The organism is Marinomonas sp. ABL3_031, from assembly GCF_056161265.1.
In genome coordinates this window covers 228042-242368 of the sequence record NZ_JBSWYU010000001.1, presented here as the reverse complement: position 1 = coordinate 242368, position 14327 = coordinate 228042, and the positions used below count along the sequence as shown (strand labels likewise).

The 14327-nt window shown below is 44.7% G+C and carries 16 protein-coding genes; 5 read left to right on the top strand and 11 right to left on the bottom strand.

Annotation, left to right across the window (positions count from 1 at the left end):
* Positions 1 to 9 precede the first annotated feature (9 nt).
* From ACXAH2_RS01255 to radC, 7 genes are all read right to left on the bottom strand, one after another.
* Positions 10 to 1107, bottom strand: coding sequence for an ABC transporter permease (locus ACXAH2_RS01255; protein ID WP_475076003.1), 1098 nt, complete (start codon positions 1105 to 1107; stop codon positions 10 to 12).
* Complete coding sequence (locus ACXAH2_RS01250; protein ID WP_475076002.1) at positions 1104 to 2675, bottom strand: ABC transporter ATP-binding protein; 1572 nt, start codon at positions 2673 to 2675, stop codon at positions 1104 to 1106. The genes ACXAH2_RS01255 and ACXAH2_RS01250 overlap by 4 nt, the downstream gene beginning before the upstream one ends.
* A gap of 219 nt (positions 2676 to 2894) precedes the next feature.
* On the bottom strand, positions 2895 to 3884 hold the full coding sequence (locus tag ACXAH2_RS01245) for a BMP family lipoprotein (RefSeq protein ID WP_475076001.1): 990 nt from the start codon (positions 3882 to 3884) through the stop codon (positions 2895 to 2897).
* Positions 3885 to 4093: 209 nt separating this feature from the next.
* Positions 4094 to 4912, bottom strand: a complete 819-nt coding sequence (mutM, locus tag ACXAH2_RS01240) for a bifunctional DNA-formamidopyrimidine glycosylase/DNA-(apurinic or apyrimidinic site) lyase (protein WP_475076000.1) — start codon at positions 4910 to 4912, stop codon at positions 4094 to 4096.
* 113 nt (positions 4913 to 5025) lie between these two features.
* On the bottom strand, positions 5026 to 5196 hold the full coding sequence (rpmG, locus tag ACXAH2_RS01235; RefSeq protein WP_011978459.1) for a 50S ribosomal protein L33: 171 nt from the start codon (positions 5194 to 5196) through the stop codon (positions 5026 to 5028).
* Between the two features lie 11 nt (positions 5197 to 5207).
* Positions 5208 to 5444 carry a 50S ribosomal protein L28 gene (gene rpmB, locus ACXAH2_RS01230; protein ID WP_013659714.1) on the bottom strand — a complete coding sequence of 79 codons (237 nt, stop codon included), beginning with the start codon at positions 5442 to 5444 and terminating at the stop codon, positions 5208 to 5210.
* Between the two features lie 194 nt (positions 5445 to 5638).
* On the bottom strand, positions 5639 to 6313 hold the full coding sequence (gene radC / locus ACXAH2_RS01225) for a RadC family protein (protein WP_475075998.1): 675 nt from the start codon (positions 6311 to 6313) through the stop codon (positions 5639 to 5641).
* 93 nt (positions 6314 to 6406) lie between these two features.
* On the opposite strand from radC, the gene coaBC reads away from it, so the two are divergent.
* The 4 genes from coaBC (at position 6407) to slmA (ending at position 9989) form a co-directional block, all read left to right on the top strand.
* Complete coding sequence (gene coaBC / locus ACXAH2_RS01220) at positions 6407 to 7627, top strand: bifunctional phosphopantothenoylcysteine decarboxylase/phosphopantothenate--cysteine ligase CoaBC (RefSeq protein ID WP_475075997.1); 1221 nt, start codon at positions 6407 to 6409, stop codon at positions 7625 to 7627.
* Between the two features lie 18 nt (positions 7628 to 7645).
* Positions 7646 to 8104 carry a dUTP diphosphatase gene (gene dut, locus ACXAH2_RS01215; protein WP_475075995.1) on the top strand — a complete coding sequence of 153 codons (459 nt, stop codon included), beginning with the start codon at positions 7646 to 7648 and terminating at the stop codon, positions 8102 to 8104.
* 334 nt (positions 8105 to 8438) lie between these two features.
* Positions 8439 to 9347, top strand: a complete 909-nt coding sequence (argB, locus tag ACXAH2_RS01210; RefSeq protein ID WP_475075994.1) for an acetylglutamate kinase — start codon at positions 8439 to 8441, stop codon at positions 9345 to 9347.
* A gap of 48 nt (positions 9348 to 9395) precedes the next feature.
* Positions 9396 to 9989: a nucleoid occlusion factor SlmA gene (slmA, locus tag ACXAH2_RS01205; protein ID WP_475075992.1), complete on the top strand. Its 594-nt coding sequence runs from the start codon at positions 9396 to 9398 to the stop codon at positions 9987 to 9989.
* Positions 9990 to 10021: 32 nt separating this feature from the next.
* Here slmA and pyrE read toward each other — a convergent pair whose 3' ends face one another.
* Entirely contained in the window at positions 10022 to 10669 is a 648-nt protein-coding gene (gene pyrE, locus ACXAH2_RS01200) for an orotate phosphoribosyltransferase (RefSeq protein WP_475075991.1), read from the bottom strand.
* Positions 10670 to 10786: 117 nt separating this feature from the next.
* Between pyrE and ACXAH2_RS01195 the strand changes: the two genes are divergently transcribed.
* Entirely contained in the window at positions 10787 to 11563 is a 777-nt protein-coding gene (locus ACXAH2_RS01195; protein WP_475075990.1) for an exodeoxyribonuclease III, read from the top strand.
* A gap of 97 nt (positions 11564 to 11660) precedes the next feature.
* On the opposite strand, the gene ACXAH2_RS01190 is transcribed toward ACXAH2_RS01195, so the two are convergent.
* The 3 genes from ACXAH2_RS01190 to ACXAH2_RS01180 all read right to left on the bottom strand — a co-directional run bounded on the left by ACXAH2_RS01190 (position 11661) and on the right by ACXAH2_RS01180 (position 14307).
* The gene (locus ACXAH2_RS01190) at positions 11661 to 12584 is read right to left on the bottom strand and encodes a D-hexose-6-phosphate mutarotase (protein ID WP_475075988.1); all 924 of its coding nucleotides are present in this window, start codon (positions 12582 to 12584) and stop codon (positions 11661 to 11663) included.
* Positions 12585 to 12832: 248 nt separating this feature from the next.
* Positions 12833 to 13291, bottom strand: coding sequence for a hypothetical protein (locus tag ACXAH2_RS01185; protein ID WP_475075986.1), 459 nt, complete (start codon positions 13289 to 13291; stop codon positions 12833 to 12835).
* Positions 13288 to 14307 carry a response regulator gene (locus ACXAH2_RS01180; protein ID WP_475075985.1) on the bottom strand — a complete coding sequence of 340 codons (1020 nt, stop codon included), beginning with the start codon at positions 14305 to 14307 and terminating at the stop codon, positions 13288 to 13290. Before ACXAH2_RS01180 ends, ACXAH2_RS01185 begins: the two co-directional genes overlap by 4 nt.
* Between the last annotated feature and the right edge of the window lie 20 nt (positions 14308 to 14327).

Here is a 14327-nt window from a genome sequence, read left to right as displayed (position 1 = left end):
ATGAGTCTCCTAGGCTACCGCTCTGCGAATAAAGAAACCTTCGATACGATCTTTGAACATATGCTCAAGCGCACCGGAGAACAAAATAACCAAACCTTGGATCACGACTACAATTTCTGGGGTGATGGTTGGAATTTCGAACGCCAATTCCGCGCCACCTTGATATAAGGCACCGAACAGAATCGCCGCAAGTACAATACCGATAGGATGATTGCGTCCCATCAAAGACACAGCAATACCAGCAAAACCATAACCGGCAGTGAAGTTCAGTAATAAGTTATGGTTCACACCCATGATTTCATTGACGCCAACAAAACCTGCTAAACCACCTGAAATCAACATTGCCCAAATGGTCACCTTAGCCGTATCAATGCCAGCGTAACGCGCTGCCGTTGGGTTGGTACCCAAGGTACGTAATTGGTAACCCCAACGTGTATGCCAAATTAATCCCCATACAAATACGCAACAGATCAAAGCAACAATAAAGGCCAAGTTTAATGGCGAATCGCCAATATCGATTCCCAAAGGAGATAGCAGTTCATGCAGATAAGGTAGCCAGGCATTCTCTTCAAAAGTACGACTATTTGGTGCCATACGTCCGTCTTCTTTTAGCCAGTTCACAATCAAATAAACCATCAAAGAAGAGGCGATAAAGTTAAACATAATGGTCGTGATAACGATGTGACTGCCACGACGCGCTTGCAGGTAAGCCGGAATATAAGCCCAAGCCGCACCAAACACCGCAGCACCAATAATTGCCAATGGCGCAATAATATAAAGCGGCATAGTGTGATCCAATGCAAGACATACTAAGCCAACTCCTAAACCACCAATGTAAGCCTGACCTTCGCCACCAATGTTGAATAAGCCACCTTTAAAGGCGACCGAAACAGCGAGGCCAGTAAAGATTAAATTGGTTGCGTAATAAAGGGTGTAACCTATGCCTTCGTTATAACCAAAGGCACCATAAATCAAATACCCCGCTGCTTCGATTGGGTTTTCACCAATCGCTAAAATCACCAAACCAGAAACAATAAACGCCAGCACAATATTCATTAAAGGGATCAGTGCAATGTTTACCCAAGCAGGCACTTTCGCTTCGCTCATACTGATACTCCTTCTTTTTCTTCGCCTTCATGTTCTTTGTGGTGGGCATTAGCCATCATCAGACCCAAAGTGCGTTCGTCAGCGTCTTTGGCCTCAAGCTCACCGACCACCGCACCATCAAACATCACTATGATGCGATCACTCAACGCCATAATTTCATCCAATTCTACTGACACAAGCAAAACGGCTTTGCCTGAGTCCCTCAGTTTCACTATCTGTTCATGTATATTTTCGATCGCGCCGATATCGACACCACGAGTCGGTTGACCAATCAACAAGACATCTGGGTTTTGTTCTACTTCACGAGCGATTACGATTTTTTGCTGATTACCGCCAGAGAAGTTGGCCGTTTTTAAATGAGGGTTAGGTGGACGCACATCCCAATCGGCCATACGAACATGACATTCTTCTAGCATGGCTTTGCGATCCATTAAGATTTTGCCATTATATGAAGAAGAGTTATGGTATCCTAATACCGCCGCTTCATAGGCTTCAAAACCCGTTACCAGCCCCATTTTATGGCGATCTTCTGGTACATGAGCCATTTTTAAATCACGCATTTGTGCAGCATCTTTAGGTGCTTTTGCAGTAATGTGCTGACCGGCAAACTGAATTTCACCATCATCCATTGGCGTAATACCTGACAGCACATTTAGCAATTCACTTTGGCCATTGCCAGACACACCAGCGATACCAAGGATTTCACCCGCACGCAGTTCCAAACTCACTTCTTTTAGACGCTTCACGCCTTGGCTATCGAACTGAGTTAAGTTTTTTGCCGACAAGAAAACATCGCCAACTTTTGCCTCGTCTTTATTCACTTTTAGACGGACTTTTTTACCCACCATCAGCTCAGCCAATGCTTCCGTATTGGTCTGGGCGGTTGCACGATGGGCCACCATTTCGCCTTGACGCATCACTGATACATTATCCGTAGAAGCCATAATTTCACGTAATTTGTGAGTAATAAGCAGAACCGTTACACCCTGCTCTTTTAACGATTTCAGAATACGGAATAAATGATCCGCTTCTTGTGGCGTTAACACACCCGTTGGCTCATCCAAAATAAGAATACGTGCTCCACGATAGAGTGCTTTTAGAATCTCTACACGTTGCTGTAAACCAACCGGCAGGTCTTCTACAATGGCATCAACATCAATGTCTAAGCTGTACTCTTTGGCAAGACGCTGTAACTCAATTCTAGCAGCCGCCAAACCGCCTTTTAATAAAGCGCCGCCTTCTGCACCTAACACGACGTTTTCCAATACACTGAAGTTTTCCACCAGCATAAAGTGTTGGTGCACCATGCCGATGCCAGCGTCAATCGCATCTTGTGAACTTCGAATATCTACTCGTTTACCGCCAACTTCAATAAAGCCAGTATCCGCTTCATAAAAGCCATAAATGATACTCATCAAAGTGGATTTACCGGCGCCGTTTTCGCCGATAATGCCGTGAATGGTACCAGCTGGAACTTGTAAGCAAATGTCTTTATTGGCCTGCACGGCACCAAAGCGTTTGCTGATATCTCGCAATTCGATTGCGAATGGCACTGTATTATTCGTCATATCTAAAAGTTATTCGTCTGCTTAAATTGGAACGCTTAGAGCAAGACTCTAAAGCGAGAGCACCTGATGGCGCTTTTAATTCGTCTCTCTGAATAGTCAGCAAAACACTGAGCAGAGCTTTGCTGATTACACACTCACCTGCTAAGGCATTATGAATGCTGTACTTTACATAAAAAAAACAGTTGCCCACCACGGCGGACAACTGTTTTTTCTTATAACTTAGTAGTTACAAGTATTATCAGACATGTAGTCATGAACCTTGATATCACCGCTGATGATTTTGCTACGAATATCTTGGATTTGAGACTTCATGTCGGCAGTCACTAAACTAGCGTTGTTATCATCAAGCGCCCAGTCAACACCACCCTCTGCCAAACCAAGCACTACAACGCCTGGCTTCCAAGAACCGTCTGCCGCACTCTTGTATGTGTTGTATGCCGCTAGGTCAACACGCTTAACCATAGAAGTTAGCATGGTTCCTGGTTGCAAGTGATTTTGGTTTGAGTCTACACCGATCGCCAATTTGCCTTCGTCTTTCGCCGCTTGGTAAACACCGATACCTGTGCCGCCCGCCGCCGCAAAGACAACATCGGCACCTTTAGAGAACTGGCTCTTAGCAAGCTCAGATCCTTTCGTTGGGTCGTTAAACGCCGCACCAGTCGAACCTGTCATGTTCTGTAGAACTGTCGCGTCAGCAGCAACGTATTTTACACCTTGCTCGTAACCACAGCCAAACTTACGGATAAGAGGAATATCCATACCACCTACGAAACCAACTGCATCAGTCTTAGACGCCATGGCAGCCAAAGCACCCACAAGGAACGAACCTTCGTGTTCTTTGAAAACGATAGACTGAACGTTTGGCAGGTCGATGACACTGTCAATGATGCTGAATTGAATGTTCGGGAAGTCTTTAGCCACTTTTTCTACGGCAGATGACATGTTAAAACCAACCGCAACAATAGGAGAATAACCACGTTTTGCTAAACGACGAAGGCCCTGTTCAACCTGAGCTTCGTTCTTCGGTTCAAATTCACGAACTTGTACACCAGATTCAGACGTGTACTTTTTCACGCCATTGTATACGCCTTCATTAAAAGACTTATCGAATTTACCCGCTTGGTCATACACCACAGCTGGATCAGCTGCTTGAGCCATGCTTGCAGAGATGGCCAACGCCGTGACTGACGCAATAAAGACACCTTTCATTCCTATTCCTCTTTTTATGTAATTAATCTAGGCAATATAAACTTGCCTAACTGGTCAAAATAAACCCATTCAAACAATACCGCAACGAAATATGCACATTTTAACCAAGGTTTTTGCGCAAAGATCGAATGGCACCCGAATAACTTTCACTTGATTGACTAAATCAAACTAAATTTACAGCAATTCTTGTGCCTAAATTGAACAATAGGTCAAGTTTGGCATTGGGTACAGTAAACCGTACTTCGTTGCGCTTGGCGCACTTCCGTCAAGACCTTCTGACACGTGACGCAAGGCTTACCTGCGCGTCCGTATACGGCTAGCTCCTGCTTAAAATACCCTGGTTTACCGTCACCACCGACAAAATCTTTTAGTGTAGTGCCGCCTTGCTTGATGGCATTTTCAAGCACTATTTTAATGCACTCTAGCAATTTACGCATTCTAACTTTGGAAATATTTCCTGCCATTCGGGTTGGACGAATGCCCGCCATAAACAGCGCCTCATTGGCATAAATATTACCAACACCCACCACTATTTTACTGTCCATTACAAAGGTTTTGATGGGTACTTTGCGACCTTTGGCTTTGGCGTAAAAGTAATCCAGATTAAAGTCATCGGACAGAGGCTCCGGCCCAAGATGACTTAACAAATCATGTGTTTGCCAGTCTGCCGTTGTCCACAAGATAGCACCGAAACGACGCGGGTCTGTATAACGTAACCAATGATCCGCACCAGCGATGCGAAAATCCACATGATCATGAAACAATGGCGGCGTATCCACTGGAACAAAGTACAAACTGCCCGACATTCCCAAATGAATAATCATGGTGCCTTTGGCCGTATGTACACCTATGTATTTGCCACGACGCGATAAGTGCGTAATCTCCTGCCCAACGAGCTGTTGACTTAATTCAGTCGGAATTAACCAACGTAATTGTGGCTGGCGAATGTCTATGTGCGCGAATTTTTGCCCCACCAGATGGGACTCAATACCACGCATCGTCGTTTCTACTTCTGGTAATTCGGGCATGCATCACCTCATAAACCAGGACAGACAAAATGCTGACCAAATGAACAAAGTATATCTACTAGATACAAAAAAACCGACTCTGTGAGTCGGTTTTCTTTTGCAAGAAACGAAAATTATTTAATTTTCGCTTCTTTGTACATAACGTGCTTACGTACAACAGGATCAAACTTTTTCATTTCAAGTTTGTCTGGAGTATTTCGCTTGTTCTTGTCAGTTGTGTAAAAATGACCAGTACCAGCAGAAGATACCATGCGAATTAGATCGCGAGCGCCTTTAGAAGCCATGATTCAGTTCCTTATACTTTTTCGCCGTTAGCACGCATGTCAGCAAGAACTGCATCGATGCCTTTTTTATCGATAATACGCATACCTTTAGAAGACACACGAATACGAACGTAACGGTTTTCGCTGTCAACCCAAAAACGGTGCCAGTGAAGGTTAGGAAGAAAACGGCGCTTAGTGCGACGCTTTGAGTGAGAAACGTTGTTACCTGTAACAGGACGTTTCCCAGTAACTTGACATACGCGAGACATATTAAATACCTTTTTGCTATCCAGAAATTGTTGGAAGTGCGTTTCACTTCCTCAGGCGGAGCATGAATCCGAATGATTCAAAAAAATCCCATACCGAAGAATAGCGGCGCGTATTTTCCCATAACCAAGCCCGTAGAGCAAACCTTTTGTTAAAAAATGATCAACATGACGCAAGCAATCCACCACCTCACTTCTTACACAAAACCACGTTCCGCCAAGGACACAGGCAAACCATCTCCTACGACAAAATGATCCAGCAATCGTACATCGATTAGGTCCAGAGCGGACTTAATGCGCGCTGTAATGGAAATATCCGCCTGACTGGGTTCCGCCACACCACTGGGATGATTGTGAGCGATAATCACCGCTGCCGCATTAAACTGCAGCGCCGCTTTTACTACTTCTCGTGGATAAACGGCAGCGGCATCTATGGTGCCTAAGAAAAGCTCTTGGTAGCGAATCAATCTGTGCTGGGAATCCAAAAATAAAACAGCAAACACTTCCCTTTGAACATGACGTAATTGTGAGGATAGGTAAGTACGCACCTGGTCAGCGCTGCTAAACATCGTTTCGCGTGTGAGATGTTCCTGCAAATGACGTTTGGACATTTCCAACACCGCTTGTAACTGGGTGTATTTCGCATCCCCCAAACCAAAACCTTGGCAAAACTCCTCTCGACTAGCTGACAACAAGGCCCGCAAGCCACCAAAATGCTGTAACACCTGTCGGGCCAATTCTACCGCACTCAGGCCATGACACCCTGTACGCAAAAAAATCGCCAGTAATTCAGAGTCCGATAATGCCGCTGCACCTTGCTGTATCAACTTTTCTCGTGGCCTATCCTGTTCTGGCCAATGCTTAATACTCATGATCTCCTCCTTGATCCATGATAATCTTAGTTGAATTTGGCTTCCTGCCAACATATAACCATATAGACCAGAGCAAGACTTGAGAAGTTATTTATGTCGACCCTAGCGAGCAAACGCATTTTATTAGGCATTACCGGCGGCATCGCTGCTTATAAAAGTATTGAGTTAATTCGTTTGCTGACTAAAGCCGGAGCGGACGTTCAAGTTGTCCTGACCGAGGGCGCCAAAGCCTTTGTTACGGAAATGACATTGCAAGCGGTATCGGGCCATCCAGTGAGAAGCACCTTACTCGATCCATCAGCCGAAGCCGGTATGGGCCACATTGAGCTCGCTAAATGGGCCGATATGATCGTCATTGCACCAGCCTCCGCTGACTTTATGGCACGCTATGCGCAAGGTATGGCTAACGATTTATTAACCACACTCTGTTTGGCAACCGAAGCAGCTGTCATACTTACCCCAGCAATGAACCAAGCCATGTGGCGACACCCTGCCACGCAAGCCAATGCCAAATTACTTACCGAGCGTGGTGTATTGAGCGTAGGACCAGCCGATGGATCACAAGCCTGTGGCGACATTGGCCCCGGTCGTATGAGCGAACCCGTGGATATCTTTTCCTTTTTGAACAACTATCTGACGACCGACCCCAAACCACAAGATTTAATCGGTCAACACTGGGTCATTACCGCTGGCCCAACCATGGAAGCCATCGATCCGGTTCGCTATATCAGCAACCACAGCTCAGGCAAAATGGGCTACGCACTCGCGCAAGCAGCACAACAACGCGGTGCTAAAGTGACCTTGATCTCAGGACCTGTCATCATCCCAGCACCGCAAGACGTGACATTGGTAAAAGTTAAAAGTGCGGATGATATGCTGTTAGCTTGTCAACAAGCCATGATACAAAAAGCCGATGTCTTTATCGGTGCCGCTGCGGTAGCGGATTTCAAAATGAAATCCCAGAGCGATCAGAAAATGAAGAAACAAACCGACAGCGATGAACTGCAGCTGACGCTAGTGAAAAACCCTGACATTATTGCCACTATCGCGAAACAGCAAGGCGCACATTGCATGGTGGGCTTTGCCGCAGAAACGCAAGACGTGATCGCATATGCAAAGAGTAAACTAGAACGCAAAGGTTTAGACATCATCATTGCAAATGACGTATCACGCAGTGACATTGGCTTTAACCAAGAAGAAAATCAGGTCACCGTCATTAGCAAAGCTCAAACTTGGTCCCCCGAAAAAGCCAACAAACAGCAATTGTCTGCGCAACTGGTGGAACACATTTATCAATATACTCAATCCTTTTAAGCAGATTAAGAGACACGCATGAAACAAGCTATTCAACTAAAAATCGTCAACGACAAAATTGGCAAGGAGATTCCCCTTCCAACCTACGCAACAGAGGGTTCGGCAGGTTTAGACTTGCGCGCCTGCCTTGATAAAGCCATCGAACTAGCGCCGGGTGAAACCACTCTATTACCAACGGGCTTGGCGATATACATTCAAGATCCCAATCTCGCTGCGACCATTTTACCACGCTCTGGCTTAGGCCATAAACACGGTATTGTCTTAGGCAATCTGGTTGGACTCATCGATTCAGACTACCAAGGTGAATTAATGGTATCTTGCTGGAACCGTGGCAATACCAGTTTTGTGATCGAACCTGGGGAACGTGTTGCACAGCTTGTATTACTGCCAGTAATACAAGCTGAGTTCGACATTGTGAACGAGTTTGAAGAAACCGAACGTGGCGCTGGCGGTTTCGGCCACACTGGCACAAAATAATACGCGGCTCTTAAAAAGGGTGAGTTAATTTCACCCTTTCTCCTTTGCTAATCAGCCTAGCTCAACTATTATCCACTCCCGCCTGTAATTTTACTTTCATAAGTCAGAAGTTCGTAATTTTCATACATTTTTCTGTAGTTAATCCGCTAAGATCACGTTATCATTTCAACCCTAAGTGGTTGCTTACACTCGTTGGCTGCCTTGTGTGTCATTAGCTTAATCACACGAGCCTTCGTCTACAAAGCGCAACGCACACTGATTACACAGTGTTTGCTCAGCCTAAGCCAGAGTCTAAGACATACCTTTTAATGAGTTTTACAGGAGTAATAAAAACGTGGCTTTTTCCCGTGAGTCTGCTTTAGACGTTGCCAAGGTACTGAGTGAGTCTCTCCCCTACATTCAACGCTTTGCCGGCAAAACACTAGTCATCAAATATGGTGGTAACGCCATGACAGATGAAACCCTGCAGGCTGGATTCGCGCGCGATATAGTATTAATGAAAGCCATAGGTATCAATCCAATTGTGGTGCACGGTGGTGGCCCACAAATTGCCGATATGTTGAGTAAGTTGAACATCGAATCAAAATTCCTTAATGGCATGCGCGTTACCGACACTGCGACCATGGACGTGGTGGAAATGATCCTTGGAGGTCAGGTTAACAAAGAAATCGTCAACCTAATTTGTGAAGCTGGCGGTCGTGCCATTGGGGTAACAGGTAAAGACAGCCGCTTTATCAAAGCAAAAAAACTCTTTGTGAAACAACAATCAGAAGGCGCAAGTACACCAGAACAAGTCGATATTGGTCATGTTGGCGAGGTAGCGAACGTGGATACTAATTTCCTTAAACTGTTCGAAAGCAGTGATCTGATTCCAGTTATCGCACCGATTGGTGTCGATGACGAAGGTAACGCTTACAACATCAATGCCGATTTAGTGGCAGGTAAGGTTGCCGAAGCCGTAGGGGCTGAAAAGCTCATGTTGCTAACCAATATTTCAGGTGTACAAGACAAAGAAGGTAAGGTGTTAACTGGCCTCAGCACCACCCAGGTTGATGCACTGATTGCCGATGGCACCATCTATGGCGGCATGCTACCGAAAATCAGTTGTGCCTTGTCCGCGGTCAATGCCGGTGTCACTAGCGCACACATCATTGATGGTCGAGTCCCACATGCGACCCTATTGGAAATCTTTACCGACACGGGCGTAGGTACTTTAATTACCAATAATAAGGCGAATGATTAGTCTCTCTCGCTGCCTATAAGATATCAGCTTATAAATGGGTAAAAGACCATGAGCAATAAAAAAATCGATCGCCGCACACAAATTTTACAGGCACTGGCACTAATGTTGGAAAGCAGCCCAGGCGCCCGTATTACAACGTCAGCACTGGCAAAGCAAGTGGGTGTTTCGGAAGCGGCTTTGTATCGCCACTTCCCAAGTAAAGCCAAAATGTTTGAAGGTTTGATTGAATTTATTGAGGAAACCCTATTTTCCCGCATTAATCGCATTGTTCAAGACGAATCCGATGTGGTGGTGCGTATTGAAATGATCATGACCTTGATATTGCACTTTGCCCAGCAAAATCCAGGTATGTGTCGCCTGTTGACCGCAGATGCATTGTCAGGCGAAACCGAACGCTTACGCGTGCGCATTGCACAACTATTCGATCGCGTAGAAACCCAACTTAAACAAGTGATTCGCGAAGCAGATTTAAAACAAGGCTTGCGCAGTAAAATAGGTGTGGCAGCAAGCGCGGATTTTTTAATCGCCGTGATTGAAGGAAAAATCCGTCATTATGTGCGCAGCGAATTTAAGACCAAGCCAATGGAAGCTTGGCAAGAGCAATGGCCATTGTTGGCACAGAACTTGATGGAAAATCGCTAAGGCTCGGCGAACTGCGAACCTTAGCCAAGTGATTAAATACCGTACTGGTCGCGATAGGCTTTCACCGCGTCCAAGTGCTGGGCAAATTCAGGAGAATCTTGCTCAGCCAAGTAGGTCATGATGTCATTTAAAGAAACAATGCTGATAACAGGCATTCCAAAGTCACGTTCGACTTCTTGGATCGCCGATAATTCGCCTTGGCCTCGTTCTTGACGATCCAAGGCGATCAGCACCCCAGCAGGCGCTGCGTTGGCTTGCTGGATAATGGCCATAACTTCTCGAATGGCTGTGCCGGCTGTAATAACGTCGTCAATGATCATGACGTTACCTTGCAATGCGGCACCCACTAGAGAACCGCCTTCACCGTGAGTTTTTGCTTCTTTGCGGTTGAATACGTATGGTGTATCTAGATTATGGTGATCATAGAGTGCAACAGCGGTCGTGGTCACCAATGGAATGCCCTTATATGCAGGGCCAAACAAAACATCGAATGGAACATTTGCTTCCATGAGAGAGGCAGCGTAAAAACGGCCCAATTTGGCCAATGCTTGGCCAGAACTGAATAAGCCAGCATTAAAAAAGTAAGGGCTTACGCGGCCTGATTTAAGTGTAAATTCGCCAAAACGCAATACATTTTGTTCGATGGCGAATTCAATAAAGTCTCTTTGGTAAGGTTTCATGCCGACTCCAGAAAGATAAAAATTCACAACATAGCGTCACCAAGGTGGTTTTAAAAGCCATGCTAACTTAGGATAGGCGCTAATATAACACACGGCTAGGAATTGTAGGGACCAGAAATGAAGGTCATCAGCCTTAATGTAAACGGTATAAAGCAAGCAGCCGATCGCGGCTTTTTTGAGTGGATGGTTCGTCAGAACCCAGATGTCGTATGTCTGCAAGATATACAGGCGGATGAACGCAGTCTAAACGACAGTGTTTTCTTTCCACCCGAGTACAACACCTATTTTTTTGACTCAATGGAAACACCTGATCAAGCAGGCGTAGCCATCTACTGTAAAAGCATGCCAAAGGCCATTATGACAGGTATGGGCTTTCCTGAATGCGATTTTGAAGGCCGCTTTATCCAAGCTGATTTTGATAAAGTCAGCATAGGCGCTTTCTTAACACCACACGGCTCAAATCATGAAGAAGTACTGCAAGATCACAAATATCGCTTCATGGAAGGCTTCAAAAATCACTTAATAAAAACGCGCCGTAAACGTCGTGAATTCATCTTTTGTGGCACCGCTAATGTGGCTCGCTCGCCGATTGATGTGAGCAGCTGGTTCGTTAATCAACGTAATTCTGGGTTTCTACCAGAAGAACGTAAATGGATTAACGAAATTTTCAATGAATTGGAATACATTGATGCTTTCCGTCAGGTCAACAAACAAGATAAGCAATACACTTGGTGGCCAGATTACGAGCGCGCTTGGAAATTGGACGAAGGCGGACGTTTGGACTACCAAATCGCCACACCGGGTCTTAAGAATCTAATTCAAGGCGGTACCATTTACAAAGGTCAACGCTTCTCGGATCACGCACCTTTGATAATGGAATACAACATCGACTGAGAAAATTATCGATGGAAAAAAATCGCTGTCAGCATAGCACTGACAGCGATTTTTTTATTGCTTGTAACAGGGGATAAAGAAGCAAAAAGTCTTGTGACTAATCCTCTTCTTTCAGCGGCTTGTGTTTTACCTTGAGTTTTAATTGGTGGATTTCACCCGGTGCGATTTTGTAAGCATTGTCCAAGGCATTGCCCGCTTCCACACAAACAAAACGCTGGTAATCCGCATCTTCCATGTCACTGCGTTGCCTAGCCAATACATCACCAGGGTTCCACAAGATGGTGCTGGCACTGCCTTCGGTTTGAATTTTTAACCGTCGACCTAAATCCAAATCATGAATTTCACATTCCTGTGGCGCATCCAAATAGACTCGATCCATATAATGACAAGGTGAAACAGCACCTTGTTGTACCAATTTTTGACCATTATTAAACTTATCCACATAAGTAACTTGGTCTAAACCATGCACCTGCGCCGTTTTATTATTACCCACATGAAAATAAGTGTGTAAGGCTTCACTTACTGGCATAGGCTTATCAGATAGGTTTGCAGCAGTAAAGTTGATACGAAAGCCTTTACTGGAAAAACGAAATATCTGACGCAATTCAAACGACTGCGGCCACATTTCTTCGATCAAAGGATGATCTTCCGACGCCAAACGAATGACGATTTTCACATCGCCATTTTTGAAACGCCCAGCCTCAATAAACTCCCAGCGAAAATATCGTGCTAAGCCGTGTGTAGGATAATCTTCCTCACCTTCATTTGCGCCAAACCATGGCCAACAAACTGGCACACCAAAATGACGACGTCCAAATCGACCTTCTCCACCTTGATTGTCTGATTGAAACAAAAGATCGGGCTGCCCAGAGGGAATAAAGCTAACAAGATGACCACCCCATAAGGCGATAACAGCAGTAAAACCAGGTTGATCCACGATAATTTCATCGCATTTTTTTAAGCTTGCGGGGCGTATCTCTCCCCCCAATTCTTCCAACTCATTCATCAGTTGGCTGTTCATTTATCACTCCAGATGCTATTTCTTATACGCACATAGTAACCCCACAAATGACGATTACAATAGTTTATGCTTATGTCGAAAATTCGGAGAAAAAAGTTTATAGCTAAAGTGAAAAAGCATAGTCAACACAAAATACCTAAACCAGCAAAAGATTCACAGTCATATCAAAGCCTTTAGACTAAAATCACTCTTCAGAAAGCCCACTTAAAAACCAGACAGTTTTATAACAAGCTCATAAAGAGTAATGACTAAGACTGTTGTTGCACCGCATCAAAGGCCATTTTATTGGTGGCCACATCAGTGACATCATAGACCACTAAGCAAACCTGTTTGATACTGCCGTCTGGTCCAGAAATAGGTCGAATCGCCACATTTTGATACATGTTGTCAGCAATACTCGTTAAGGGGCGATAACACTTAAACTCAAACAAGTAAGGTCGTTGTTCCCAAGAAATATAGATAGGCGTTTTTAGACCAAATACATTGTCTAATTTTTGTTTTAACCAGTCTGCTTCTATGTCTGGAAAAATGCTGAAAATAGACTGTTGTTTCGCAATAGAAGAACTCACACCACTGTGATTCTCCATAAAACTGTTCCACAATTGCACCTTGTATTCTTGATCCAACACCACCAGCCCCACATCGATATGATGCAAGAGATCAAACATCCAATGAAAGTCGGCTAATCCATCGGCTTGATTACTCATTCCTCATCCTCAGCCAAAAATGACAACAAATGCTCTAGAGTTGGCACAGAGTCTTCAGTGAACAGCAACATCAAATCACAGTTAATCTGATAATTCTCCACCTCATAGACAATTTCCACCGCTAGAGTACGTTTCCAGGTGGCTTTTTTCACGTTAATTAGATCAGAGATTTTGACATGCTGTCCCAACAAAGTAGGATGACCATGACTAAAATCGATATTAAGCTGTTTACCAACCGCCGACATAAATGGCCCGACCAATACCGATGCCACATCCATTAGCAGTTCTGTCTCAAACTCACACCTATAGTCTTGAGACATACCAAGCAACTGAGCCATATCGGGGAAACTAGAGTCATTAAAAATGAGTAAAGCTTCAAAGGCGATACCCGAACCCACAAAACCTTGGGATACCGCTGAGCAGCTGCCTTCTTTAACACTGTATTCCAGTGCCATCTGCAACTCGCCCACCTCTAAAATATTAACCTTCGGCACAGGCAATTTAATAAACACATTGAGCATTTCAGCCAAAACACTGGCAGCACGTCCCATAGCGATATTAGATACTTCTTGTAGGGTGTCTTGTAGACTAAAGCTTTCCGCTGCCGTTTCATGAGAACGCAATGTGGTTTGCTTACGTTGGTTTTGCTCCGTTAGCAAACCCAGATCTAAAAGCAACTCACGAATATCCTCAGAAGATGCAGGTTTTTTATGAAAAGCAGCGGCCCCCATTGTTTTGACTCGCTCAATGGCTTTTGGCTGAACATCACCAGACACCACAATGACCACTGGCGCATCGGCCACACTTTGCAACGCTTCGAGGGTTTCATAGCCGTCTTTCACCGGCATATTTAAATCTAAAAACAATAGATCAAAAGACGCCGCTGCTATCTGTTGCAACGCGTCTTGTCCATTTTCTGCGAATTCAAATTCGACGTTCCAGTCTTTTGGCAATACCTTTGCCAGCTGCTTCCTTGCAATTTTTGAATCATCACATATCAGTACTTTTGTACTCATGACAGCTCTCTTATTATCAA